The 25,208-nt window shown below is 68.9% G+C and carries 19 protein-coding genes; 8 read left to right on the top strand and 11 right to left on the bottom strand.

The window, feature by feature from the left end; all coding sequences use genetic code 11:
- Window positions 1-90: 90 nt before the first annotated feature.
- Window positions 91-1,602, bottom strand: coding sequence for a depupylase/deamidase Dop (gene dop / locus OG959_RS31870; protein ID WP_326664059.1), 1,512 nt, complete (start codon window positions 1,600-1,602; stop codon window positions 91-93).
- A gap of 237 nt (window positions 1,603-1,839) precedes the next feature.
- Entirely contained in the window at window positions 1,840-3,606 is a 1,767-nt protein-coding gene (arc, locus tag OG959_RS31865; RefSeq protein WP_219568970.1) for a proteasome ATPase, read from the bottom strand.
- A gap of 242 nt (window positions 3,607-3,848) precedes the next feature.
- On the opposite strand from arc, the gene OG959_RS31860 reads away from it, so the two are divergent.
- Entirely contained in the window at window positions 3,849-4,160 is a 312-nt protein-coding gene (locus tag OG959_RS31860; RefSeq protein ID WP_326664057.1) for a ferredoxin, read from the top strand.
- Between the two features lie 48 nt (window positions 4,161-4,208).
- Here OG959_RS31860 and OG959_RS31855 read toward each other — a convergent pair whose 3' ends face one another.
- From OG959_RS31855 to OG959_RS31845, 3 genes are all read right to left on the bottom strand, one after another.
- Window positions 4,209-4,799: a hypothetical protein gene (locus OG959_RS31855; RefSeq protein WP_326664055.1), complete on the bottom strand. Its 591-nt coding sequence runs from the start codon at window positions 4,797-4,799 to the stop codon at window positions 4,209-4,211.
- Between the two features lie 299 nt (window positions 4,800-5,098).
- Window positions 5,099-6,007, bottom strand: coding sequence for a tRNA (adenine-N1)-methyltransferase (locus tag OG959_RS31850; RefSeq protein ID WP_326664053.1), 909 nt, complete (start codon window positions 6,005-6,007; stop codon window positions 5,099-5,101).
- A gap of 61 nt (window positions 6,008-6,068) precedes the next feature.
- On the bottom strand, window positions 6,069-7,319 hold the full coding sequence (locus OG959_RS31845; protein WP_326664051.1) for a site-2 protease family protein: 1,251 nt from the start codon (window positions 7,317-7,319) through the stop codon (window positions 6,069-6,071).
- 172 nt (window positions 7,320-7,491) lie between these two features.
- On the opposite strand from OG959_RS31845, the gene OG959_RS31840 reads away from it, so the two are divergent.
- Both OG959_RS31840 and OG959_RS31835 read left to right on the top strand, forming a co-directional pair.
- Window positions 7,492-8,337, top strand: a complete 846-nt coding sequence (locus OG959_RS31840; RefSeq protein ID WP_326666750.1) for a RecB family exonuclease — start codon at window positions 7,492-7,494, stop codon at window positions 8,335-8,337.
- A gap of 9 nt (window positions 8,338-8,346) precedes the next feature.
- The gene (locus OG959_RS31835; RefSeq protein ID WP_148016141.1) at window positions 8,347-9,018 is read left to right on the top strand and encodes a response regulator; all 672 of its coding nucleotides are present in this window, start codon (window positions 8,347-8,349) and stop codon (window positions 9,016-9,018) included.
- Window positions 9,019-9,053: 35 nt separating this feature from the next.
- Here OG959_RS31835 and OG959_RS31830 read toward each other — a convergent pair whose 3' ends face one another.
- The 3 genes from OG959_RS31830 to metH all read right to left on the bottom strand — a co-directional run bounded on the left by OG959_RS31830 (window position 9,054) and on the right by metH (window position 15,354).
- Window positions 9,054-10,649 carry an ABC transporter substrate-binding protein gene (locus OG959_RS31830; protein WP_326664049.1) on the bottom strand — a complete coding sequence of 532 codons (1,596 nt, stop codon included), beginning with the start codon at window positions 10,647-10,649 and terminating at the stop codon, window positions 9,054-9,056.
- 372 nt (window positions 10,650-11,021) lie between these two features.
- A complete protein-coding gene (locus OG959_RS31825; protein ID WP_326664047.1) occupies window positions 11,022-11,723 on the bottom strand; it encodes an HAD family hydrolase in 702 nt (233 codons plus the stop codon).
- 118 nt (window positions 11,724-11,841) lie between these two features.
- Window positions 11,842-15,354: a methionine synthase gene (gene metH, locus OG959_RS31820; RefSeq protein ID WP_326664045.1), complete on the bottom strand. Its 3,513-nt coding sequence runs from the start codon at window positions 15,352-15,354 to the stop codon at window positions 11,842-11,844.
- Window positions 15,355-15,593: 239 nt separating this feature from the next.
- Here metH and OG959_RS31815 point away from each other — a divergent pair, with 239 nt between their 5' ends.
- From OG959_RS31815 to OG959_RS31795, 5 genes are all read left to right on the top strand, one after another.
- On the top strand, window positions 15,594-16,358 hold the full coding sequence (locus OG959_RS31815) for an IclR family transcriptional regulator (protein ID WP_326664043.1): 765 nt from the start codon (window positions 15,594-15,596) through the stop codon (window positions 16,356-16,358).
- 238 nt (window positions 16,359-16,596) lie between these two features.
- Entirely contained in the window at window positions 16,597-17,388 is a 792-nt protein-coding gene (locus OG959_RS31810) for an MIP/aquaporin family protein (RefSeq protein WP_326664041.1), read from the top strand.
- A gap of 56 nt (window positions 17,389-17,444) precedes the next feature.
- Window positions 17,445-18,986 (top strand): glycerol kinase GlpK, encoded by a 1,542-nt coding sequence (gene glpK, locus OG959_RS31805; protein ID WP_326664039.1) that lies wholly within the window; start codon window positions 17,445-17,447, stop codon window positions 18,984-18,986.
- A gap of 6 nt (window positions 18,987-18,992) precedes the next feature.
- Window positions 18,993-20,606: a glycerol-3-phosphate dehydrogenase/oxidase gene (locus OG959_RS31800; RefSeq protein ID WP_326664037.1), complete on the top strand. Its 1,614-nt coding sequence runs from the start codon at window positions 18,993-18,995 to the stop codon at window positions 20,604-20,606.
- 140 nt (window positions 20,607-20,746) lie between these two features.
- Window positions 20,747-21,418, top strand: a complete 672-nt coding sequence (locus OG959_RS31795; protein ID WP_219568983.1) for a FadR/GntR family transcriptional regulator — start codon at window positions 20,747-20,749, stop codon at window positions 21,416-21,418.
- Between the two features lie 112 nt (window positions 21,419-21,530).
- On the opposite strand, the gene OG959_RS31790 is transcribed toward OG959_RS31795, so the two are convergent.
- The 3 genes from OG959_RS31790 to OG959_RS31780 are packed head-to-tail and all read right to left on the bottom strand — an operon-like array spanning window position 21,531 to window position 25,143.
- A complete protein-coding gene (locus OG959_RS31790; protein ID WP_326664034.1) occupies window positions 21,531-22,583 on the bottom strand; it encodes an ABC transporter permease in 1,053 nt (350 codons plus the stop codon).
- Entirely contained in the window at window positions 22,580-24,100 is a 1,521-nt protein-coding gene (locus OG959_RS31785; RefSeq protein ID WP_326664032.1) for a sugar ABC transporter ATP-binding protein, read from the bottom strand. Before OG959_RS31785 ends, OG959_RS31790 begins: the two co-directional genes overlap by 4 nt.
- A 2-nt stretch (window positions 24,101-24,102) precedes the next feature.
- Window positions 24,103-25,143, bottom strand: coding sequence for a sugar ABC transporter substrate-binding protein (locus tag OG959_RS31780; protein WP_326664030.1), 1,041 nt, complete (start codon window positions 25,141-25,143; stop codon window positions 24,103-24,105).
- Window positions 25,144-25,208: the final 65 nt, after the last annotated feature.

Below are 25,208 nucleotides of genomic sequence, written 5' to 3'. Positions count from 1 at the left end.
GATCAGACCCTACCTACGGGGTCCGACATTGGCCCGGTACTTGTCTCAACGTCCGGAGGTCATCGGAATGATTCCCAGTCGGCGGCCCTTTCAGCCGCCCTGCAGCACCCGGACCAGCTCTTCCGCCGTACGGCAGCGGTCCAGGAGCGCCTTGACGTGGTCGCGGGTGCCCCGCAGCGGCTCCATGGTGGGTACCCGCTGCAGGGAGTCATGGCCCGGCAGGTCGAAGATGACCGAGTCCCAGGAGGCCGCGGCCACGTCGTCCGCGTACTGCTCCAGGCAGCGACCGCGGAAATACGCCCTGGTGTCCTCCGGAGGCGCTGTACGGGCCTTCTCGACCTCGTTCTCGTCCAGCAGGCGTTTCATCCTGCCCCGGGCCACCAGGCGGTTGTAGAGGCCCTTGTCGGCCCTCACGTCGGCGTACTGCAGGTCCACCAGATGCAGGCGGGGCGCGTCCCAGTCCAGGCTGTCGCGGCGGCGGTAGCCCTCCATGAGCTCCCGCTTGGCGATCCAGTCCAGCTCGCGGGACAGGCTCATCGGATCGTTCTCCAGCCGGTTGAGCGTGTCCTCCCAGCGGATCAGGATGTCCTTGGTCTGCTCGTCGGCGTCCGCCCCGTACCGCTCCTCGACGTACTTGCGGCCCAGCTCGAAGTACTCCATCTGGAGCTGGACAGCGGTGAGTGTCCGGCCGCTGCGCAGAGTGATCAGCTGCTGGAGGTCCGGATCGTGCGATACCTGGTGGAGGGTGCGCACGGGCTGGTCGACGGCCAGGTCGACATTGATGAAGCCGTCCTCGATCATGGAGAGGACCAGCGAGGTGGTGCCCAGCTTGAGGTAGGTGGAGATCTCCGAGAGGTTCGCGTCCCCGATGATCACATGGAGCCTGCGGTACTTCTCGGCGTCGGAATGGGGTTCGTCGCGCGTGTTGATGATCGGGCGTTTGAGGGTGGTCTCCAGACCGACCTCGACCTCGAAGTAGTCGGCGCGCTGGCTGATCTGGAACCCGTGCTCGTGGCCGTCCTGGCCGATTCCGACCCGGCCCGCACCGGTGACGACCTGGCGCGAGACGAAGAACGGCGTCAGGTGGCGGACGATGTCGGAGAACGGCGTCTCGCGCTTCATCAGGTAGTTCTCGTGGGTGCCGTACGAGGCGCCCTTGTTGTCGGTGTTGTTCTTGTACAGATGGATCGGCTGGGCGCCCGGAAGCTGGGCCGCACGCTCGGCGGCCTCGGCCATGATCCGTTCGCCGGCCTTGTCCCACAGGACCGCGTCCCTGGGATTGGTGATCTCGGGCGAGCTGTACTCGGGGTGTGCGTGGTCGACGTAGAGCCGTGCGCCGTTGGTGAGGATGACATTGGCCAGGCCGATGTCCTCATCGGTGAGCTGGCTGGAGTCGGCGGTCTCGCGGGCGAGGTCGAAGCCTCGCGCGTCGCGCAGCGGGTTCTCCTCCTCGAAGTCCCAGCGGGCGCGGCGCGCCCGGTGCATCGCCGCCGCGTAGGCGTTGACGATCTGGGACGAGGTGAGCATGGCATTGGCGTTGGGGTGACCTGGCACGGAGATCCCGTACTCGGTCTCGATGCCCATTACTCGCCGTACGGTCATGCGGCCCTCCTTGCCCGGCGGCGCTCCCTTCCGGGGCGGCGCTCAAGTACCGCTGCTTTTCCGGTGCGTGCGCGGTTTGCCCGTTCCCGCACTGCGCGACCGGGCGGTACGCCAGAGCCTAGAGCGCCTCTGTGCCGGTGGGGAGATCAATTACGTCATTACTGCGGTGTCGTGGGAGCTGTCCGGAAAGCAACCGGCTGCGGATGCCCGGCCGGGCATCCGCAGCCGGTCTGCGTTCTAGAGGTACTGCCCGGTATTCGCCACCGTGTCGATGGAGCGACCGGTGTCCGCGCCCTGCTTTCCGGTGACGAGTGTGCGGATGAAGACGATCCGCTCACCCTTCTTGCCGGAGATCCTGGCCCAGTCGTCCGGGTTGGTGGTGTTCGGCAGGTCCTCGTTCTCCTTGAACTCGTCCACGCAGGCCTGGAGGAGATGGGAGACGCGCAGGCCCTTCTGGCCCTGCTCGAGGAAGGCCTTGATGGCCATCTTCTTGGCCCGGTCGACGATGTTCTGGATCATCGCGCCGGAGTTGAAGTCCTTGAAGTACAGGACTTCCTTGTCGCCGTTGGCGTACGTGACCTCGAGGAAGCGGTTCTCCTCGGACTCGGTGTACATCCGCTCGACGACCGACTGGATCATCGCGTGAGCCGCCGCCTCCTTGGAGCCGGTGTGCTCGGCCAGATCGTCCGCGTGCAGGGGCAGCGAGGGCGTGAGGTACTTCGCGAAGATGTCCTTCGCTGCCTCCGCGTCGGGACGCTCGATCTTGATCTTCACATCGAGGCGGCCGGGGCGCAGGATCGCGGGGTCGATCATGTCCTCGCGGTTGGAGGCGCCGATGACGATGACGTTCTCCAGGCCCTCGACGCCGTCGATCTCGGCGAGCAGCTGGGGGACGATGGTGTTCTCCACGTCCGAGCTGACGCCGGATCCACGGGTCCGGAAGAGGGACTCCATCTCGTCGAAGAAGACGATGACGGGGGTACCCTCACTCGCCTTCTCGCGGGCACGCTGGAAGACCAGGCGGATGTGGCGCTCGGTCTCGCCGACGTACTTGTTGAGGAGCTCCGGACCCTTGATGTTCAGGAAGTAGCTCTTCCCGGCCGGCTGGCCGGTGACTTCGGCGACCTTCTTGGCAAGGGAGTTGGCGACGGCCTTGGCGATGAGTGTCTTGCCGCAGCCGGGCGGGCCGTAGAGCAGGATGCCCTTCGGCGGCCGGAGCTCGTGTTCCTTGAAGAGGTCGGGGTGGAGGTAGGGGAGCTCGACCGCGTCGCGGATCAGCTCGATCTGGTCGCCCAGGCCACCGATCTTGTTGTAGTCGATGTCCGGGACTTCTTCGAGGACGAGCTCTTCGACCTCGCTCTTGGGAACGACTTCGTAGACGTAGCCGGACCTGGGTTCGAGCAGCAGGGCGTCGCCGGGGCGGATGGTGATGTCCAGCAGCGGCTCGGCGAGCCGCACCACCCGTTCCTCGTCGGTGTGCCCGACCACCAGGGCTCGTTCGCCGTCCTCAAGGATCTCCTTGAGGGTGACGATGTCCCCGGCCCGCTCGAATTCCATGGCGTCGACCACGTTGAGCGCTTCGTTGAGCATGACTTCCTGGCCGCGCCGGAGGTCTTCGAGCTCAACGCTGGGACTGACGTTCACCCGGAGCTTGCGGCCCCCGGTGAAGATGTCGCAGGTACCGTCCTCGTTCGCATGCAGGAACACACCGAAGCCGGCCGGCGGCTGTGCGAGCCGGTCGACCTCTTCCTTGAGGGCCACGATCTGGTCGCGGGCCTCGCGGAGTGTGCCGGCGAGCCGCTCGTTCTGTGCGGACACGCCTGCGAGGTTGGTCTGCAACTCGACGATCCGCTCTTCGAGAATCCTCGTATGACGCGGAGAGTCGGCGAGCTTACGTCGCAGGACGGCGATTTCCTGCTCGAGATAGGCGACCTGGCCGGCTGGGTCATCGGACCCCCGCCCGGGCCGGATGCCGCGGTTGATGTCGTCGTCGTGGGCTGCCACGGTCCTCACCTCCTCCAAGGGGAGCTGGACGCTTCCTGACCCTACCTGGGTGGGTGATGATTGAAACCCCTAGATCACAAAGACTGTGGGGCGTGTCCGATCTTCACCCTTGCGCCCTCTCCCTCGTGTCAGGTGAATACCCACCCTTCAACCTCCGAAAGCGGCCGGTTGTATCGTCGAAGTGTTCAACACCCGTCAGGGCTGGCTTTTTTTGGTTCGGATACGCAGGAACGGCAGGAGAAATGACCGTGCAGCAGGACGCTCCCACCGGTAGCGGGACTCAGGATCTGGAGGTCTGGATCGACCAGGACCTCTGCACGGGGGACGGCATCTGCGTGCAGTACGCGCCGGAGGTGTTCGAGCTGGACATCGACGGGCTCGCGTACGTCAAGAGCGATCAGGACGAACTGCTCCAGGACAAGGGCGCGACCACGCGGGTCCCGCTGCCGATCCTCCAGGACGTGGTCGACTCGGCCAAGGAGTGCCCGGGCGACTGTATTCATGTACGGCGCGTTTCGGACAGGGTCGAGGTCTTCGGTCCCGAGGCGGCCTGACCGCGCGGTGCCGGCCGCCCGGACGGCGGACCCGCCGGGTGGCGGCGGTCAGACGCCGGCGCCTGCGGGGTCCGCCGGCCGACTGCTGCGTACGAAGGCGCCGTTCCGCCACTGCCAGGTGACCTGCTCCTGCTCGTCCGGGCAGCAGGAGGGAACCGAGGGCGAGGAGTAGCCGAGGAGCGTGGCGGAGACGACGCCGTCACGCACCGCGAAGTCACCGACGCTCATCTTCTGGACGGGGTCCACCAGGGTCGCGACGATCCGTGGTGCGGCCCCGTTCCCCTGTGTGAGGACGTAGACGCCGCTGGGCGGGGTACCGGATCCGGCCGCGCAGTGGACCACCGCGACGGTTTCCGGACGGCCGTCGCCGTCGAGGTCGCCGGGGGCCCGTTTGGCCACGGTGTGGCCCGCCCCGCCGCATTCGAGGGGGAAGTCGGCATGGGCCGGGTCGGGTGCGGCGGCAGGGGACGCGCCGTGCTGTGCCACGGTGCGGTGGGGGGTGGTGGAGGCCGAGGCGCTCGCGTCGGGCTGGAGCAGACCGGCTGCCGCGACGACGGCGGCCATGGCTGCTGCCGTGGCGAGCCAGTGCATCGGCGTGGTGTCGGTGTGCGCGAGGTCCGGGAGCGCGGAGGTCTGCACGCGGGATGTCTCCTGTGGTTCCTGTGGTGCGGAATGCCGGAAAGGCAGTGCCGTCGGCGGGACGTCGGCGGCGGGGTGGGGGTGGCCAGCATCGTGCCACACCTCACACGGCAGTGGAACGGTGGGGTCGTTACGGATCCCGCCCGGCGTTCACCGCGCGCTCATGGGCAACGAAAAGGCGCCGCCGCCGAGTTCCCGGGTCGGTCCGGGAACTCGGCGGCGGCGCCGGTACGTCGGGGTGCGCGCCGAAGGCGCACCCTTGGCTCGGACGGGCGGGCGGTCCGAGTCGCGGGCGGACGTCAGTCGCGGGCCGCGGAGCCGCTCTGGCTGCCGGGGCCCGTGTAGTCCTCGCCGTAGGCGCCCTTGGAGGGCCGGCGGCGGCGCGGCGGGGGCTGGACTCCGTCGGCCAGCCGACGCGCGGTGACCAGGAATCCGGTGTGGCCGATCATGCGGTGGTCCGGACGCACGGCGAGGCCCTCGACGTGCCAGTTGCGGATCATCGACTCCCAGGGCTGCGGTTCGGCGAAGCAGCCGATCTCGCGGATGGACTCGACCGTCCGCGAGAGCTGGGTGGTGGTCGCGACGTACGCGCAGAGGATTCCGCCGGGGACGAGCGCCTTGGAGACGACCTCCAGGCACTCCCAGGGCGCGAGCATGTCCAGGACGACGCGGTCCACGTCGGTCTCCGACAGGTTGTCCTGGAGGTCGCCGACGGTGAGCTGCCATGCGGGGTGCGGGCTGCCGAAGTAACGCTCGACGTTCTGCTGGGCGATCTCGGCGAAGTCCTCGCGGCGCTCGTAGGAGTGCAGCATGCCCTGCTCGCCGATGGCGCGGAGCAGGAAGGTGGACAGTGCGCCGGATCCGACGCCGGCTTCCACGACGCGGGCGCCGGGGAAGATGTCGGCGAAGGCCAGGATCTGACCCGCGTCCTTGGGGTAGACCACGGCGGCGCCGCGGGGCATGGACAGGACGTAGTCGGGGAGCAGGGGGCGCAGCGCCAGGTAGACGACGTTTCCCGTGGTACGGACAACACTGCCCTCGGGAGCACCGATCAGCTCGTCGTGCGAGAAAGAACCCTTGTGGGTGTGGAAGTTCTTTCCGGCTTCGAGCGTGAAGGTGTAGTGGCGTCCCTTGGGATCGGTGAGCTGGACCTGGTCCCCGACCTTGAAGGGCCCACGTCGGCGGGCGGCACCGGTCGGTTCAGACATGTGACCAGCGTACCGGTGTTTCCGGGGCCTCCGACCGCCCGCCCGGGCGGGGCGACGGCCCTCAGGCGGCGGGGCGGGCCATGGCGGCGACGAACGCACGCTCGACGTCGGCGGTGGAGAGCACTCCGTAGATCTCACCGGTGTCCTCGACGACGAGGTACTCGGTGGCGGGGCTGGCCTTGAGGCGGTCCAGGAGGGCCTCGCCGGCCAGTTCGGCGGAGACCTTCATGCCGTCGGTGAGGTCCTGGGCGAGGCCGCCGACGGCGACCCAGGGGCGGCCGTGTTCGGGGATACCGACGATGGCGGCCTCCCGGACGACGGCCTGGGGTTCGCCGGTTCCGTCGACGACGACGAGGGCGCGGGCTCCTGCCTCGTTGGCCCGGCGCAGGGCCTCGGAGAGCGGAGTGTCGGCCTCGACCGGGACGGCGCGCCGGGTGAGGGTGCGGGCCTGCAGGTCGGGGAGGTGTTCACGGAGGCGGGCCATGCGCAGGCTGTTGCCCGCACCGGTCCAGATGATGGCGGCGAGGATCGCGGCCAGCAGCGCGTCGGTGACGGTGTCCATGCCGCTGATCTCGCGGTTGCCGCTCCCGAGGACGTCGGTGTGCGTGAGGAGGGGCAGGCCGACGAGGGTGATGACGGCGAGGGCGCGGCCGACCCAGGCGGCGGCGACGGTGCCGCTCATCGGGCGGCCGGTGATCTTCCAGACGACGGCGCGGAGCATCCGGCCTCCGTCGAGCGGAAGGCCTGGCAGGAGGTTGAACGCGGCGACGATGAGGTTGGAGATCATCAGTCCGCCGAGCAGCACACCGGGCACGGTGCCGGCTTCGACGAACTTCATCGGGACGTAGAAGACGCCCGCCAGGACGAGGGAGAGCAGCGGACCGACGAAGGCGAGGACGAACTCGCGGCCGGGGGTCTCGGATTCCTTCTCGATCTCGGAGACGCCGCCGAAGAACTGGAGCTGGATCCGGCGGACCGGGAGCTTGTAGCGCAGGGCTGCGACCGTGTGGGCGAGTTCGTGGACGAGCACGGAGGCGTAGAACGCGATCGCGAAGAAGAGGGCGACCAGGTAGCGCGCCGCGCCGAGGTCGGGCAGGACGCGGTCGAGCTGGCCGCCGAAGACCCAGGTGATCAGGGCTGCCACGACGAACCAGCTGGGCGCGACGTAGACCGGCACTCCGAAGGGGCGGCCCATGAGGATGCCGCCTCCCGGATCCTCCTTGCGTCCCGGTGCGCCCTTGTCAGGGCCGTCGCCGGGGCCCGTACCCCCTGGGCCGGGCTGCGGCCGCCCGCTGTTGCCGCTCTCGTCCACGAGGTCCCTTCGGTCGGTGCCGTTTCGGCACGATCATGCAGTGTTCGAGGGTCTGTGGTCGATGGTATGCCGATCGGTGTCAGTGGCGGGTCGTAGGGTCTTCGTCATGACCTCAGTACCGCGGCCGCCTCAGCCGCCCTCGTCCCTTTCGCCGTCGCGGGCGAGCGATTTCATGCAGTGCCCCCTGCTGTACCGCTTCCGGGTCATCGACAAGCTGCCGCAGAAGCCCAGCGAGGCGGCTACCCGGGGCACGCTGGTGCATGCGGTGCTGGAGCGGCTGTTCGACAATCCCGCGCCGGAGCGCACGCCGGGCCGGGCCACCTCGTTGATCCCGGCCCAGTGGGACCGGCTGCTGGAGTCGAAGCCGGAGCTGGGGGAGCTGTTCGCCGAGGACCCGGAGGGCGAGCGGCTCGCGCGATGGCTGTCGGAGGCGGAGCGGCTGGTGGAGCGCTGGTTCTCGCTGGAGGATCCGACGCGTCTGGAGCCGGCCGAGCGCGAGATGTTCGTCGAGACGGAGCTGGAGTCGGGTCTGCGGCTGCGCGGGGTGATCGACCGGATCGACGTGGCGCCGACGGGCGAGGTCCGGATCGTGGACTACAAGACGGGGAAGGCGCCGCGTCCGGAGTACGCGGAGGGCGCGCTCTTCCAGATGAAGTTCTACGCGCTGGTGATCTGGCGGCTCAAGGGTGTGGTGCCGCGCCGGCTCCAGCTGGTCTACCTCGGCAGCGGCGACGTGATGACGTACGACCCGGTGGTGGCGGACCTGGAGCGGGTGGAGCGCAAGCTGCTGGCGCTGTGGGACGCGATCTCGCTGGCGACGGAGACGGGCGAGTGGCGGCCGCGGCCGACGAAGCTGTGCGGCTGGTGCGACCACCAGGCGCTCTGTCCCGAATTCGGTGGGACTCCCCCGGTGTATCCGCTGACGGTGCGCCCGGCGGAGTCGACGCAGGATGTCCAGGGCAGAATGGACCCGGTCCGGGCTGAGACCGGCCTGCCCGGTGCCCTTGAAGGACATTGAGGAGATCCCGTGGCAATCCGCGTCCTACTGGTCGACGACCAACCGCTGCTGCGCACCGGCTTCCGGATGATTCTGGAGGCGGAGGGCGACCTCGCGGTGGTGGGCGAGGCCGGTGACGGTCTCCAGGCGCTCGACCAGGTGCGGGCGCTGCAGCCCGATGTGGTGCTGATGGACATCCGGATGCCGCGGATGGACGGCGTCGAGGCGACGCGTCAGATCACCGGCCCGGGCCGGGACGGCCCGGCGAAGGTGCTGGTGCTGACGACGTTCGATCTCGACGAGTACGTGGTGGAGGCGCTGCGCGCCGGCGCCAGCGGCTTCCTGCTGAAGGACGCCCCGGCCAATGAGCTGGTGCAGGCGATCCGGGTGGTCGCCGGTGGCGAGGCGATGCTCGCGCCGAGCATCACGCGCCGGCTGCTCGACAAGTACGCGGACCATCTGCCGTCCGGCGAGGAGCCGGTCCCGGACACCCTGCACACGCTCACGGACCGCGAGGTGGAGGTCCTGAAGCTCGTGGCACGCGGTCTGTCGAACGCGGAGATCGCCGCCGATCTGTTCGTCAGTGAGACCACGGTCAAGACGCATGTGGGCCATGTGCTGACGAAGCTGGGGCTGCGCGACCGGGTCCAGGCCGCGGTGTACGCGTACGAGAGCGGACTGGTGCGCCCCGGCGCCCAGTGACCCTTCGGGGGCCGGGGCCGGGGCGGCATCGCGTGTCAGCTGCGGCCGAGCTCCCACAGCTGGAGGTCGGCGGAGGAGTTGACCGCCCATTCGACGCCGGTGAGTCCCTCGCGGGAGGCGACGTACTGCTTGCCCTGCCAGACCGGGAGGACGGGGACGTCCTCGGCGACGATGTCCTGGAGCTGCTGGAAGGTCTTGGTGGCGGCGCTGCGGTCGTCCTCGCGGCGGGACTGCGGGATGAGGGTCTTCTGGGCCAGGGTCGACCGGTAGGGCGAGTTGAGGAAGTTGTCCTTGTCGAGGAACGGCGCCGTGTAGTTGTCCGGGTCCGGGAAGTCGGGGAACCAGCCCATGCCGTAGGCGGCGTAGTCGCCGCGCACCTCGGCCGGGCGGTACTTCGCCCAGGGGGTGCCTTCGACGGAGATGTCGAACAGCCCGGTGTCGTTGAACTGCTTCTTCAGCGTCCGGAACTCGGCGGCGGTGGCCTCGCCGTAGTGGTCGGTCGTGTAGTGCAGGGTGAACTTCACCGGTGTGTGGATCCCGGCGCCCTTCAGGATGGCGGCGGCCTTGGTGGCGCTGGGCTCGCCGTACTTGTTGAAGAACGAGTTGGTGTGCCCGGTGATGCTGGACGGGATCAGTGAGTACAGCGGCTCGGCCGTCGTCCCGTAGACCTCGCTCGCGATCTGGCCGCGGTCGATGATCTGGGCCATGGCCTGGCGGACCGCCTTGTTCTTCACGGCGGGGTCCTCGGTGTCGAAGCCGAGGTAGCTGATCGCGAGGCCGGGCATCTCGGTGAGCTTGACGTCGTCCTTGGGCTTTTCCAGCATCTGCTGGGCCTGCTTGGGCGACATCGTCCGGGTCATCATGTCGATCTTCTTCTCGTCGAGCGCCTTGCCCATGGCCGTGGCGTCGGGGAAGAGATCGAGTTCGACCTTGTCGTTCAACACCTTGAGGTCGCCCTTGTAACGGGGGTTCTTGGTGAAGACGACTTTCACCACCTGGTCGTTCTTCACTTCGGGCTTCATGGTGTACGGGCCGGAACCGTCCACCTGGAAACCGCTGCGCGCGGAGGTCGCCGGGTATTTGCCCTTCTGGACAATTCCGGCGGGCGGCGTGGAGAGCTTGTACGGGAAGGTCGCGTCCGAGGTCCGGAGATGGAATACGACTTCGCGATCGCCCTTGGTCTCGACGGTGTCGATGTTGTTGAGCAGGGACACGGGTCCGTTGGTGGACTTGATCCGGATGACGCGGTCGATGGAGTACTTGACGTCCTCGGCGGTGACCGCGCTGCCGTCGGCGAATTCGAGTCCCGCGCGCAGCTTGCAGCGGTAGCTCTCGTTCGCCGTGTCCGTGAAGGTGCAGCTCTCGGCCGCCTCGGGCACCGGCAGGCCGCCGCCCCGGGGGACGTGCATGAGGGTCTGGACCGTCTGCCGCAGCACGTTCCAGACGCCCGCCTCGTAGCCGATGGCCGGGTCCAGGGGTGCCGGGGCCTCCTCGGAGGCGACGAACTGGTCCGTAGTGCCGACAACGATGGCGCCGTTGCCATCGCTCCCGCCGTCCGACGCGCCGCAGGCGGCGAGTACGGGCGCGAGCAGGCCGACGACGGCCGGCAGCACCAGAGTCTTGCGGTTCATCGTGGACGTTCTCCCTCATGCGGTCATGGAGAAAACGACATTAGTAGCCGCCGCCGGTGGGCCCGGACCGGTTCCGCGCCCCGGGTAATCAGGGAGACCGGGAAGTCAACGGCGAGTAAATTTCCCGCTCCCGGAATCTCCCGGAATGATTCGTACACGGAATCACCAATCGGGACACTTGGGCACACCCCATAGGGGGAACGGCGAAATCAAGCCACCTCTCGACCACCCGTCGAGTGACGAAGGTCACGTGACGGACCCGCTTACACTTTGACATGTCCCCGCCTTATCGACACCTTGGCGCGACATAAAAAGCACTCCCTTTCGCGAGAGCTTTTCCGTTCATTCACAGAAATACTCTCGGTGTGCGCATCACCGCATTCCGGTGACCAGGCCCCGGAGAAAGGCGAGGTCGACTTCTTCGAGCGACCCGACGACGACCCGGCCGGCGGCCGGAGCGATCGGCGACACGGACGGCACGGCGACCACCCGGCACCCCGCGGCCTCCGCGGCGGCCACGCCGGTCGCGGTGTCCTCGATGACGGCACAGAGCCGGGGGTCGGCCCCGAAGCCTCTCGCGGCCGTGAGATAGGGCTCCGGGTGGGGCTTCGTGCGGGTGACCTCGTCGCCCGCGACGGTGAGCGCGAAGTGGTGACGGCCCACCGAGTCCAGGACCCGGTCGATGATCCGGCGGTGCGAGGCGGAGACGAGCGCGGTGGGAACCTCGTGTCTCGCGAGTTCGGCGAGCAGCCGGGCCGCCCCCGGCATCAGCGGCACACCGTCGGCGATGCGCTTCTCGAAGCGGTCGTTGAGCAGCACGGTCAGTTCGTCGAGGGTGACGTCCGCCCCGGTGACGTCCATGAGGTATCCGGCGCTGCGGGTCATCGGACCGCCGACGACGACGTCCTTCCACGCCTCGTCCAGCCGGTACCCCAGATCGGCGAAGACCGACACCTCGGCGTCCCACCAGAAGCCCTCGGTGTCGACCAGGGTGCCGTCCATGTCGAGGAGGACGGCCTGCAGGGCGGCACCCTCGGCCGTACGGGTCGGGGACGCGGGGATCGTACTGGTCATCCGGCACACCTTCCATGAGGGACGAGAAGGCCGGCCGCCTTTCCCGGAGGAGGGCGACCGGCCTGCACTGGACCGACCAGTGTACGACTCGTACTGCTACCGCGCGTCGAACGGAGTCCTACCGCGCGTTGAAGTACTTCGCTTCGGGGTGGTGGATGACGATGGCGTCGGTGGACTGCTCGGGGTGGAGCTGGAACTCCTCCGACAGGTGGACGCCGATCCGCTCGGGCTGGAGCAGGTCGGCGATCTTCGCCCGGTCCTCCAGGTCCGGGCACGCACCGTAACCGAGCGAGAAGCGCGCACCGCGGTACTTGAGCGCGAACATGTCCTCGACGTCGGCCGGGTCGTCGCCCGCGAAGCCGAGCTCGGAGCGGACCCGGGCGTGCCAGTACTCGGCGAGTGCCTCGGCGAGCTGGACGGACAGGCCGTGCAGCTCCAGGTAGTCGCGGTAGGAGTTGGCTTCGAAGAGCTTGGCGGTCTCGCCGCCGATCTTCGAGCCGACGGTGACGACCTGGAGGCCGATGACGTCCGTCTCGCCGGACTCCTCGGGGCGGAAGAAGTCCGCGAGACACAGGCGGCGGCCGCGGCGCTGGCGCGGGAAGGTGAAGCGGGTGCGCTCGGAGCCGTCCTCGTGGAGCAGGATCAGGTCGTCGCCCTTGGAGACACAGGGGTAGTAGCCGTAGACGACGGCTGCTTCGAGGAGGTTCTCGGTGTGCAGCTTGTCGAGCCAGCCGCGCAGGTGCGGGCGTCCCTCGGTCTCGACCAGTTCCTCGTACGTCGGTCCGTCACCGGCCCTGGCCTGCTTGAGGCCCCACTGGCCCTTGAAGAGGGCGCCCTCGTCGAGCCAGGAGGCGTACTCCTTGAGCTGGATGCCCTTGACGACGCGGCTGCCCCAGAACGGCGGGGTGGGGACGGGGTTGTCGACGGCGACGTCGGAACGCACACCCTCCTCCGGCTCCTCCACCTCCAGCACGGCCGTGTCGCGCTTGGGCACACGGCGCTGCTTCAGCTCGGGGAGGACGGCGCCCGGAACGCCGCGCTTGACCCCGATGAGCGCGTCCATCAGACGCAGGCCCTCGAAGGCGTCGCGGGCGTAGCGGACCTCGCCCTCGTAGATCTCGTGGAGGTCCTGTTCGACGTAGGCGCGGGTCAGGGCGGCGCCGCCCAGGATGACGGGGTACTCGGCGGCCAGCTTGCGCTGGTTGAGCTCCTGGAGGTTCTCCTTCATGATCACGGTGGACTTGACCAGGAGACCGGACATGCCGATGACGTCGGCACGGTGCTCGTCCGCGGCTTCCAGGATCGCGGAGACGGGCTGCTTGATGCCGATGTTGACGACGTTGTAGCCGTTGTTGGACAGGATGATGTCGACGAGGTTCTTGCCGATGTCGTGGACGTCACCGCGGACGGTGGCCAGGACGATGGTGCCCTTGCCCTCGGCGTCGGACTTCTCCATGTGCGGTTCCAGGTGGGCCACCGCGGTCTTCATGACCTCGGCGGACTGGAGCACGAACGGCAGCTGCATCTGGCCGGAGCCGAAGAGCTCGCCGACGACCTTCATGCCTTCCAGCAGGGTGTCGTTGACGATGTCCAGAGCCGGCCGGGTCTGCAGGGCCTCGTCGAGGTCGGCCTCCAGGCCCTTCTTCTCGCCGTCGATGATCCGGCGCTGGAGGCGCTCGTCGAGCGGCAGGGCGAGGAGCTCCTCGGCCTTGCCCTCCTTCATCGACTTCATGTTGACGCCCTCGAACAGTTCCATGAGCCGCTGCAACGGGTCATAGCCCTCGGCGCGGCGGTCGTAGACCAGGTCGTGGGCGACCTTGACCTGCTCCTCGTCCAGGCGGGCGATCGGAAGGATCTTCGACGCGTGCACGATCGCGGAGTCGAGACCGGCCTTGACGCACTCGTCGAGGAAGACGGAGTTCAGGACGACGCGGGCGGCCGGGTTGAGGCCGAAGGAGATGTTCGACAGGCCCAGCGTCGTCTGGACGTCGGGGTGGCGCTTCTTCAGTTCGCGAATGGCCTCGATGGTGGCGATGCCGTCCTTGCGGGACTCCTCCTGCCCGGTGCAGATGGTGAAGGTGAGGCAGTCGATGAGGATGTCCGATTCCTGGATGCCCCAGTTGCCGGTGAGGTCCTCGATGAGCCGCTCCGCGATGGCGACCTTGTGCTCGGCGGTGCGGGCCTGGCCCTCCTCGTCGATCGTCAGGGCGATCAGCGCGGCGCCGTGCTCGGCGGCGAGCCGGGTGACCTGGACGAAGCGCGACTCGGGGCCGTCGCCGTCCTCGTAGTTCACCGAGTTCAGGACCGCGCGCCCGCCGAGCTTCTCCAGACCGGCCCGCAGCACGGGCAGCTCGGTGGAGTCCAGCACGATCGGCAGGGTGGAGGCCGTGGCGAACCGTCCGGCCAGCTCCTTCATGTCGGCGACACCGTCGCGGCCGACGTAGTCGACGCAGAGGTCGAGCATGTGCGCGCCCTCGCGGATCTGGTCGCGGGCCATCTCCACACAGTCGTCCCAGCGGGCCTCCAGCATGGCCTCGCGGAACTTCTTCGACCCGTTGGCGTTCGTACGCTCACCGATCGCGAGGTACGAGGTGTCCTGGCGGAACGGCACGGTCTGGTAGAGCGAGGCGGCGCCCGGCTCGGGGCGTGGCTCGCGGACCGCGGGGGTGAGGTCGCGGGCTCGCTCGACGACCTGGCGCAGGTGCTCGGGCGTCGTGCCGCAGCAGCCGCCGACCAGGGACAGGCCGTAGTCGGTCACGAAGGTTTCCTGCGCGTCCGCCAGCCCCTCGGGGCCGAGCGGGAAGTGTGCGCCGTCCTTGGTCAGCACGGGCAGGCCCGCGTTCGGCATGCACATCAGCGGTGTGCGCGAGTGCTGGGCCAGATAGCGCAGGTGCTCACTCATCTCGGCCGGACCCGTCGAGCAGTTCAGCCCGATCAGGTCGATGCCCAGCGGCTCCAGAGCGGTCAGCGCGGCGCCGATCTCCGAGCCGAGCAGCATGACGCCGGTCGTCTCGAAGGCGAGCGAGCAGATCAGCGGCACGTCGATGCCCAGGGCGTCCATCGCCCGGCGCGCGCCGATGAGGCTGGACTTGGTCTGCAGCAGGTCCTGCGTGGTCTCCACGATGAGGGCGTCCGCGCCGCCGGCGAGCAGGCCCTCGGCGTTCTGCTGGTAGCCGTCCCGCAGCACGTCGTACGCGATGTGGCCGAGCGAGGGCAGCTTGGTGCCCGGACCCACGGAACCGAGGACCCAGCGCTGGCGGCCGTCCTTCGCGACGAACTCGTCGGCGACCTCGCGGGCGATGCGGGCGCCCGCCTCGGACAGTTCGACGATCCGGTCGGCGATCTCGTACTCGTTCGCGGCCGAGTGGTTCGCACCGAAGGTGTTCGTCTCCACGCAGTCCACGCCGACGGCGAAGTACTCCTCGTGCACCGAGCGCACGATGTCGGGGCGCGTGAGGTTCAGGATCTCGTTGCAGCCTTCGAGGTTCTCGAAGTCCTCGAGCGTGGGGTCCTGTGCCTGGAGCATGGTGCCCATGGCACCGTCGGCCACCACGACTCGGGTGGCGAGCGCCTCACGGAGGGCTGCGGCTCGGTTCCGGCTGTCGGCGGAAGGGGTCGGCGACGAGGCCATGGATGTACTCCCTGGGATGCGACGGCTGTCGGCTTTGCGGCTTCGGCGGAAGGCGCACCCGGCCAGGGTAGCCGGGCGGCGTCCCGGGCCGTCACTCTGTCCCACGAATCGGACTGCATGCTGTTCAGGCGGTCGTCCGGGGTGTCGGAGTGCCGCAGAATTCCCTAGCGATCGAGCATGGGTCGGCATCGACCGATAGTGTTCAGCATTGTCGAACCGAGGTGGAGGAGTACGGCGCGATGGCCAAGAACATCCAGTCGCTGGAGCGGGCGGCCGCGATGCTGCGTCTGCTGGCGGGCGGCGAGCGGCGGCTGGGACTGTCCGACATCGCTTCCTCCCTCGGCCTGGCCAAGGGCACCGCACACGGGATCCTGCGCACCCTCCAGCACGAGGGCTTCGTCGAGCAGGACGCGGCGTCCGGGCGCTACCAGCTGGGCGCCGAGCTGCTGCGCCTGGGCAACAGCTATCTGGACGTCCACGAGCTGCGGGCCCGCGCACTGGTCTGGACGGACGACCTGGCCCGCTCCAGCGGCGAGAGCGCCCACCTCGGCGTACTGCACCAGCAGGGCGTCCTGATCGTCCACCACGTCTTCCGGCCCGACGACAGCCGCCAGGTGCTGGAGGTCGGGGCCATGCAGCCGCTGCACTCCACGGCCCTGGGCAAGGTCCTGTCGGCCTATGACCCGGTGGCCCATACGGAGGCCCTGGAGGCCGAGAGGCAGCCCTTCACGCCCCGCACGGTCACCGATCCGGAGGAGTTCGAGTCGATGCTCGACCTGATCCGCGCGCGGGGCTGGGCGGCCGACGTGGAGGAGACCTGGGAGGGCGTCGCCGCGGTGGCCGCACCCATCCACGACCGGCGCCGGATGCCGGTGGGAGCCGTGGCCGTGACCGGTGCGGTGGAGCGGGTGTGCGCGGACGGCGAGCTGCGGCCGGAGCTGGTGGCGGCGGTACGGGACTGCGCCCGCGCGGTCTCCCGGGACCTGGGCGCCAGGCGCTTCTGAACCCGTGCGCGACCATCGGAGCCACCGGTAACGATCGAGTTATAGAACACACACCCCTTGACGCCTCATTCACCTGGGAGAAACACTGCCGTTCACCGGTCGGCATTGTCGAACGTCTAACGGAAATACGCGTTAGGGTGTGGCAGAGCCAAGGCCGGCAACGCCCTCACCTGAGGGCGCGGACCACCGGAGGGACCCGGGGTTCGGCTTCCCTGGACGAAGGACAAAGGAGTCGCGGGTGTCCAGCTCCGACATCTTCATCGGCGAGACCATCGGTACCGCCGTACTCATCCTGCTCGGCGGCGGTGTCTGTGCCGCCGTCACGCTCAAGCGCTCGAAGGCGCAGAACGCCGGCTGGCTCGCCGTCACCTTCGGGTGGGGCTTCGCGGTGCTGACCGGCGCGTACATGGTCGGCGGCGTATCCGGAGCGCACCTCAACCCGGCGGTCACCATCGGCCTGGCGATCGAGGGCGGCACCAAGTGGAGCGACGTACCGCTCTATCTCGTCTCCGAACTGTTCGGCGCGATGATCGGCGCGGTGCTGGTCTGGCTGGTCTACTACGGACAGTTCCGGGCCCACCTCACCGATCCTGAGGTCCTCAGCGCCCATTCGGGTGAGGAGGGCATGGTCGACAAGGCCGCGGCCCCCAAGGCCGGACCGGTTCTCGGCATCTTCACTACGGGACCCGAGATCCGTAACGCCGTGCAGAACGTCGTCACCGAGATCATCGCCACGATGGTGCTGGTCCTGGCGATCCTCACGCAGGGCCTCAACAACGACGGCAACGGGATCGGCACGCTCGGCGCCCTGATCACCGCCCTGGTCGTCGTCTCCATCGGTCTCTCGCTCGGCGGCCCGACGGGCTACGCGATCAACCCGGTTCGCGACCTCGGTCCGCGTATCGTGCACGCGCTGCTTCCGCTGCCGAACAAGGGCGGATCCGACTGGGGCTACGCCTGGATCCCCGTCGTCGGACCGCTCGTCGGCGGCGCACTCGCGGGCGGGCTCTACAACCTCGCCTTCGCGTGAGCCACAGGGCCCAGAGCCGTCACCCCCACGACCACACAGACTTCCGGGAGCACACCGTGACCGACGCACACACCACCGGCACCCACGGCACCGGGCCGTTCATCGCGGCCATCGACCAGGGCACCACCTCCAGCCGCTGCATCGTCTTCGACAAGGACGGCCGGATCGTCTCCGTCGACCAGAAGGAGCACGAGCAGATCTTCCCGAAGCCGGGCTGGGTGGAGCACGACGCGACCGAGATCTGGGAGAACGTCCAGGAGGTCGTGGCGAGCGCCATCGTCAAGGCCGGCATCACCGCCGCCGACGTGAAGGCGATCGGCATCACCAACCAGCGCGAGACCACGCTGCTCTGGGACAAGCACACCGGTGAGCCCGTCCACAACGCCCTCGTCTGGCAGGACACCCGCACCGACGCGCTCTGCAAGGAGCTCGGCCGCAACGTGGGCCAGGACCGCTTCCGCCGCGAGACCGGCCTGCCGCTCGCCTCGTACTTCGCCGGCCCCAAGGTCCGCTGGCTGCTCGACAACGTCGAGGGGCTGCGCGAGCGCGCCGAGCGCGGCGACATCCTCTTCGGCACCATGGACTCCTGGGTCATCTGGAACCTGACCGGCGGCACCGAGGGCGGCGTCCACGTCACCGACGTCACCAACGCCTCGCGCACGCTGCTGATGAACCTGCACCGCATGGAGTGGGACGAGAAGATCCTCGCCTCCATGGACATCCCGGCGGCCCTGCTGCCCGAGATCCGGTCCTCGGCCGAGGTGTACGGCAATGCCAAGGGGGGTGTGCTCGACGGCGTGCCGGTCGCCTCCGCGCTGGGTGACCAGCAGGCCGCGCTGTTCGGCCAGACGTGTTTCGCCGAGGGCGAGGCCAAGTCCACGTACGGCACCGGAACCTTCATGCTGATGAACACCGGCGAGACGCCCGTCAACTCCTACAACGGGCTGCTGACCACGGTCGGCTACCAGATCGGCGACAAGAAGCCGGTCTACGCCCTGGAGGGCTCGATCGCCGTCACCGGTTCGCTGGTGCAGTGGATGCGCGACCAGATGGGCCTGATCCAGTCCGCCGCCGAGATCGAGACCCTGGCCTCGTCGGTCGAGGACAACGGCGGCGCGTACTTCGTCCCGGCGTTCTCCGGACTGTTCGCCCCGTACTGGCGGCCCGACGCCCGCGGTGTCATCGCCGGTCTCACCCGCTACGTCACCAAGGCGCACATCGCCCGTGCCGTACTGGAGGCGACCGCCTGGCAGACCCGCGAGATCAGCGACGCGATGACCAAGGACTCCGGCGTCGAGCTGACCGCGCTCAAGGTCGACGGCGGAATGACCTCCAACAACCTGCTGATGCAGACGCTCGCCGACTTCCTGGACGCACCCGTGGTGCGGCCCATGGTCGCCGAGACCACCTGCCTCGGCGCCGCCTACGCCGCCGGCCTGGCCGTCGGCTTCTGGCCCGACACCGACGCGCTGCGCGCCAACTGGCGCCGGGCCGCCGAGTGGACCCCCCGCATGGACGCGGACACCCGCGACCGCGAGTACAAGAGCTGGCTCAAGGCCGTGGAACGGACCATGGGCTGGCTGGACGACGAGGAGTAGACAAACATGACCACCCTGCAGAGCGTCCCCGCCCTCGGGACGCACCCGGCCTCCGGCTCCCTTCCGAGCCGCGCCGAGACACGGGAGCAGCTCTCCAAGGCGACGTACGACCTCCTGGTGATCGGTGGCGGCATTCTGGGCATCTCCACCGCCTGGCACGCCGCACAGTCCGGGCTGCGGGTGGCCCTGGTGGACGCCGGCGACTTCGCCGGCGCCACCTCCTCCGCCTCCTCCAAGCTGCTCCACGGCGGTCTGCGTTATCTGCAGACCGGCGCGGTGAAGCTGGTCGCGGAGAACCACTTCGAGCGCCGTGCGGTGTCGCGTCAGGTGGCCCCGCACCTGGCCAATCCGCTCACCTTCTACCTCCCCGTCTACAAGGGCGGGCCGCACGGCGCGGCGAAGCTCGGCGCGGGCGTGTTCGCGTACTCGGCGCTGTCCGCCTTCGGGGACGGCGTCGGCCATGTGATCAGCCCGGCGAAGGCGCAGCGCGATGTGCCGGAGCTGCGTACGGACAATCTGAAGGCCGTCGCGGTGTACGGCGACGACCAGATGAACGACGCGCGGATGGCGCTGATGACGGTCCGCGCGGCCGTCGAGGCGGGGGCGACCGTCCTCAACCACGCTGCGGTGACCGGACTGCGGTTCACCAAGGGCCGGGTGACGGGCGCCGACCTCGAGGACCGTACGGACGGCACCGAGTTCGGCGTCACCGCCCGGCTGGTGCTGAACGCCACCGGCCCGTGGGTCGACCACCTGCGGAAGCTGGAGGACCCGGACGCGGCCCCGTCGATACGTCTGTCCAAGGGCGCGCACCTGGTGCTCAGGCGCACCCGCCCCTGGAAGGCCGCCCTGGCCACGCCGATCGACAAGTACCGGATCACGTTCGCCCTGCCGTGGGAGGACATGCTGCTGCTCGGTACGACGGACGAGGAGTACGAGGGCGACCCGGCGGACGTCGCGGTGACCGAGAAGGACACCGCACAGATCCTGGACGAGGCGGCGTTCTCCATCCGGGACCAGCAGCTGTCGCGCGATTTGATCACGTACTCCTTCGCGGGGCTGCGGGTGCTGCCGGGCGGTCCCGGTGACACGTCCAAGGCCAAGCGCGAGACGGTGGTGACCGAGGGCCGCGGCGGGATGCTGTCGGTGGCGGGCGGCAAGTGGACGACGTTCCGCCACATCGGCCGCACCGTGATGACCAAGCTGGCCGCGCTCCCCGGGCATCCCCTCGGTGAGGACATGGAGCCGGTCTCGCGGCTGCCGAGGAAGCTCCCGCTGCCCGGCATCGCCAACCCGAACGCGGTGGCGCACCGGCTGCTGGTCGACGGCGGTTCGCCGGGGCCGCGGATGTCCGCCGACACGGCACGGCACCTGGCCACGCACTACGGTTCGCTGTCCTTCGACATCGCCCGGCTGGCCAACGAGAACCCGGAGCTCGCGAAGCGCATCCACCCCGACGCACCGGAGATCTGGGCGCAGGTCGCCTACGCGCGGGACCACGAGTGGGCCGAGACCGCTGACGACGTGCTGCGGCGCCGGACGACGCTGACCATCCGGGGTCTGGCGACGGACGAGATCCGGGCCGGCGTCGAGTCGGTGCTGGACGAGCGGAAGAGCTGACACGGGCGGACGGGGGCGGACGGGGGCGGCGTCCGGGGGGACGCCGCCCCCGTTCGCATGCGCCGATTCCCGCGATGGGTACTCCAGCCTTCCTGCGGGCCGCATAATGGGTCGATACATCGGATGTCTGGAGGTCGCCCATGGCTGTCACTGACGAGGCCATCGAGAAGATCAAGGGAATGATCGTCTCGGGTGCGCTACGGCCCGGCGATCGCCTCCCCAAGGAGAGCGAACTCGCCGCGGAGCTCGGCCTGTCCCGCAACTCGCTGCGGGAGGCGGTGCGCGCCCTGTCGCTCATCCGCATTCTCGACGTACGGCAGGGCGACGGTACCTACGTCACCAGCCTCGACCCCCAGCTGCTGCTGGAGGCGCTGAGCTTCGTGGTGGACTTCCACCGCGACGACACGGTGCTGGAGTTCCTGGCGGTCCGTCGCATCCTGGAGCCGGCCGCGACCGGCATGGCGGCGGCCCGGATCAGTGAGGAACAGCTGGACGTGCTGAGCGCCCAGCTGGACGCGCTGGGCGAGCGCCCCTCGGTCGAGGAACTGGTGGCCTGCGATCTGGAGTTCCACCGCGGCATCGTGCAGTCGTCCGGCAACTCGGTGCTCTGCTCGCTGCTCGACGGGCTTTCGGGCCCGACGACCCGGGCGCGGGTGTGGCGCGGTCTGACCCAGGAGGACGCGGTCAGCCGCACCCTCCACGAGCACCGAGCGATCCTCTCGGCGCTGCGGGACCGCGACGCGGAGGCTGCGCGGGCGTGGGCGACGGTGCATGTCGCCAGCGTGGAGCAGTGGCTGCGGTCGACGCTTTAGCTGCGTGTGCGGCAGCGGGAAGGGGCGGGTGGGGTTTTCCCCTACCCGCCCCTTCCCGTAACCGGGGCTCCGCCCCGGACCCCGCGCCTCAAACGCCGGCGGGGCTGGACGGTCAGTCCTGTTCCTCGCGGCTGGCATAGCGCGAGGCGACCAGGGCGATGATGATGATGGCGCCGTTGAGGAACTTCTCCCACTGGCCCGGGACACCGGCCAGGGTCATCACGTTGACGACCAGCCGGAGGGTGAGTACGCCGGTGAGCGCGCCGAAGATGGTGCCGCGGCCGCCCTTCAGGCCGATTCCGCCGATCACGGCGGCCGCCATGACGTCGAAGATCATGTCCTTGCCCTGCGTGGCCCCGACCGATCCGTAGTGGCCGGTGTAGAGGATGCCGGCGAAGGCCGCGAGCAGCCCGCCGACCGCCAGGACGATCCAGGTGACGCGGTCGACGCGGATACCGGCGGCCCGCGCGGCTTCCGGGTTGCCGCCGATCGCGTAGAGCGAGCGCCCGTGCCGCGTCCAGGCCAGTACCGCACCACCGATGGCGAACAGCGCCAGGCAGATCCAGACGGCCGCCGGCGCGCCGAGCCACGAGGCCTTGCCCAGGTAGCTGAAGGAGGGCGGGACGTCGATGATCGACTTGCCCTCGGTGATGCCGTTGTGGAGACCCCGCAGCATCATCAGCATGCCGAGCGTCGCGATGAAGCCGTTGACGCGCAGTTTCAGCATCAGGAAGCCGTTGAAGGCGCCGATCACCACTCCCGCCAGCAGGCAGAGCGGGACCGCGGTCCAGCCCGGCATCACCCCCAGACCGGCGAACCGGTCACCGCCTCCGGGCAGCACCAGCCACAGCGCGATGACCGGCGCGATACCGATCGTCGACTCCAGCGACAGGTCCATCCGCCCGCAGATCAGGATGAAGGCCTGGGCGAGCACCAGCAGGCTGAGCTCGGAGGACTGCTGGACGACGTTGATCAGGTTCTGGGAGGTCAGGAACACCGGCGAGACGATGAACCCGACCAGCATCACCACCAGGATCACCGGCACGAGCGAGAAGTCGCTCCACCGGATCAGCTTCAGCCGGTTCAGCGGGCTGTCGCCCGCGAGCGGACCCTTCAGCGCGCTCTCGATGTCTTCGGCCGCCGGGGGCCTTACCGTGCCGGTCATTCCCTTTCCCCCACACCTTCCATGGCGGCGACGAGTTCTCCGTCGGCCCACCCGCTTGCGAATGTCTCGACCACCCGGCCGTGGAACAGGGCGAGTACGCGGTCACAGACCCGTAGGTCGTCCAGCTCGTCCGAGATGATCACTGCCGCGTTCCCCTCGTCGGCGACCTGCCGTACGACCCCGAGGAGCGAGTCCTTGGACTTGACGTCCACCCCCGCGGTGGGCCGGACCGCCACCAGCACGCTGGGCTTGCGGGCCAGTGCCCGGGCGACCACGACCTTCTGCTGGTTGCCGCCGGACAGCCCGGAGACGGCCTGCTCGGGCCCCTGGGTCTTGATGTCCAGCGAGCTGATCATGGCCCGGGCGAACTCCCTGGTACGGGAGGGCAGTACGGTCCCCCACGGGCCGAGCTGGTCGGTGACCGTGAGGGTGGCGTTCTCGGCGACGCTGCGCCCGAGGACGAGGCCCTGGTCGTGCCGGTCCTCGGGGATGTAGCCGATCCCGGCGTCCAGCGCGTGCGGCACGCTTCCCGACCGCACGTCCTTGCCGTGCACCCGGACCGTGCCTCCGTCCGCCTTGTGCATCCCCGCCAGGACCTCCCCCAGCGCGGTGTTGCCGCTGGCCGCGGAACCGGCCAGGCCGAGCACCTCACCGGGGCGGACCTGGAGGTCCACCGGTGCGAACCAGCCGTCCAGGGTGAGCCCCTGGGTACGCAGGACGGGCTCCGCGGCCGGGTCGGGCGGCGTGGCCGTGCCGGAGGCGTGCCAGGCGACGGCGCCGCCGGACTTCTCTCCCGTCATCGCCGACACCAGATCGTCCTTCGTGACGTCGGCCACCGGGGCGGTCATGACATGGCGGGCGTCGCGGTACACGGTGACCGCCGTGCACAGCTCGTACACCTCCTGCAGATGGTGGGAGATGAACAGGAACGCCACTCCCTGGTCCTGCAGTTCCCGGAGCTTGTCGAAGAGCCGGCCGATGCCGCGGGCATCGAGCTGGGCGGTCGGCTCGTCGAGGATGATCAGCCGGGCGCCGAAGGACAGCGCGCGGGCGATCTCGACGAACTGCCGCTGCTCCACGGCGAGATCGCGCGCCCGGGTGTTCGGGTCGACCTGGACGCCGTAGTCGGCGAGGAGCTGCTCCGCACGTCTGCGCAGCTTCCCCCAGCTGATCCAGCGGGACTTCTCGTCGAACCGGTTGAGGAAGAGGTTCTCCGCGACGGTCAGGTCGGGGACGACCATGGACTTCTGGTAGACGCAGGCGACCTTCGACTGCCAGGCCGTGGTGTCTCCGAAGGCGGGCGCGGGTTCCCCGCCGAAGGTGACCGTGCCCGCGTCCGCCTTGTGGAGGCCGGTCAGCACGCTGACCAGCGTCGACTTGCCCGCGCCGTTGCGTCCGACGAGCGCGTGCGACTCACCGGGCCGAACCGTGAGCTTCACCCCGTCGAGCGCCACGGTCGGCCCGAAGCGCTTGACGACGCCTTCCGCCTGTACGGCAGGTGGTGGTGCCTGGTCCATGACTAGCTCTTCTTCTCCAGCTGGTTGGCCCACAGCTTCGGGTCGTCGACGTTGTCCTTCGTGACGAGGGGCGCGGGGAGCTGGTCCTCGAAGCCGTTCGGGATCTTGATGATGTTCGAGTCGTGGTCGGTCGGGCCTTCCTTGAAGGTCTTGCCGTCCAGGGCCGCCTTGGCGTAGTACAGCGCGTACTTCGCGTACAGGTCGGCCGGCTGGGAGATCGTCGCGTCGATCTTCCCGGCCTTGATGGCGTCGAACTCCTCCGGGATGCCGTCGTTGGAGATGATCGTGATGTGGCCCGGGGTACCGGCCGGCTTCAGCAGCTTCTTCTGCTCCAGCAGCGCCAGGGTCGGCTGCAGGAAGACGCCGCCGGCCTGCATGTAGATGCCGTTGATGTCGGGGTGCGCGGCCAGCGTGGACTGGAGCTTGGCGGACGCGACGTCGCCCTTCCACTCGGTGGCCAGCTCGAACACCTTGATGCCCGGGTAGTCCTTGTCCATGCAGGCCTTGAAGGCCTCGGACCGGTCGCGGCCGTTGATCGAGGACAGGTCTCCCTGGAACTCGACGACCTTGCCCTTGCCCTTCAGCTGCTCGCCGAGGTACTTGCAGGCGTTCGTCCCGTACGCCTTGTTGTCGGCGCGCACCACCATGTAGATGTTGCCCTTGTCCGGGCGGGTGTCGACGCTGATGACGGGGATCTTCTTGTCGTTCAGCGTGTTGAGCGACTCGGCTATCGCACCGGTGTCCTGAGGGGCCATCACCACGGCCTTGGCGCCCTGGTCGGTGAAGGTCTGGACGTTGGCGACGAGCTTGCCTATGTCGTTCTGGGAGTTGGTCAGCGGCAGCGCCTTGACGTCTCCGTCCTTCACCCCCTTCTCGACGTAGTTCTGGTAGGAGTTCCAGAAGTCGCTGTCGCTGCGCGGCAGGTCGATGCCGATCTTCTCGCTGCCCGCGCCCTTGTCCGATGATTCGCGGTTGCAGCCCGCGAGGGCAGTGACGGCCAGCAGCACGGCGCAGGCCGCCGCACTCGTCGTACGCACTCTCATTGGTGTCCCGTTCCTTTGTGGAGTACCGGCTCGAAGGATCTGATGACGTTGCGGGGGTGCGTGGT

The sequence above is a fragment of the Streptomyces sp. NBC_00385 genome, assembly GCF_035917155.1.
Taxonomy (GTDB): Bacteria; Actinomycetota; Actinomycetes; order Streptomycetales; family Streptomycetaceae; genus Streptomyces; species Streptomyces poriferorum.
Note: the sequence above shows the minus strand (reverse complement) of the source record. Positions and strands in the feature narration are given on the sequence as shown.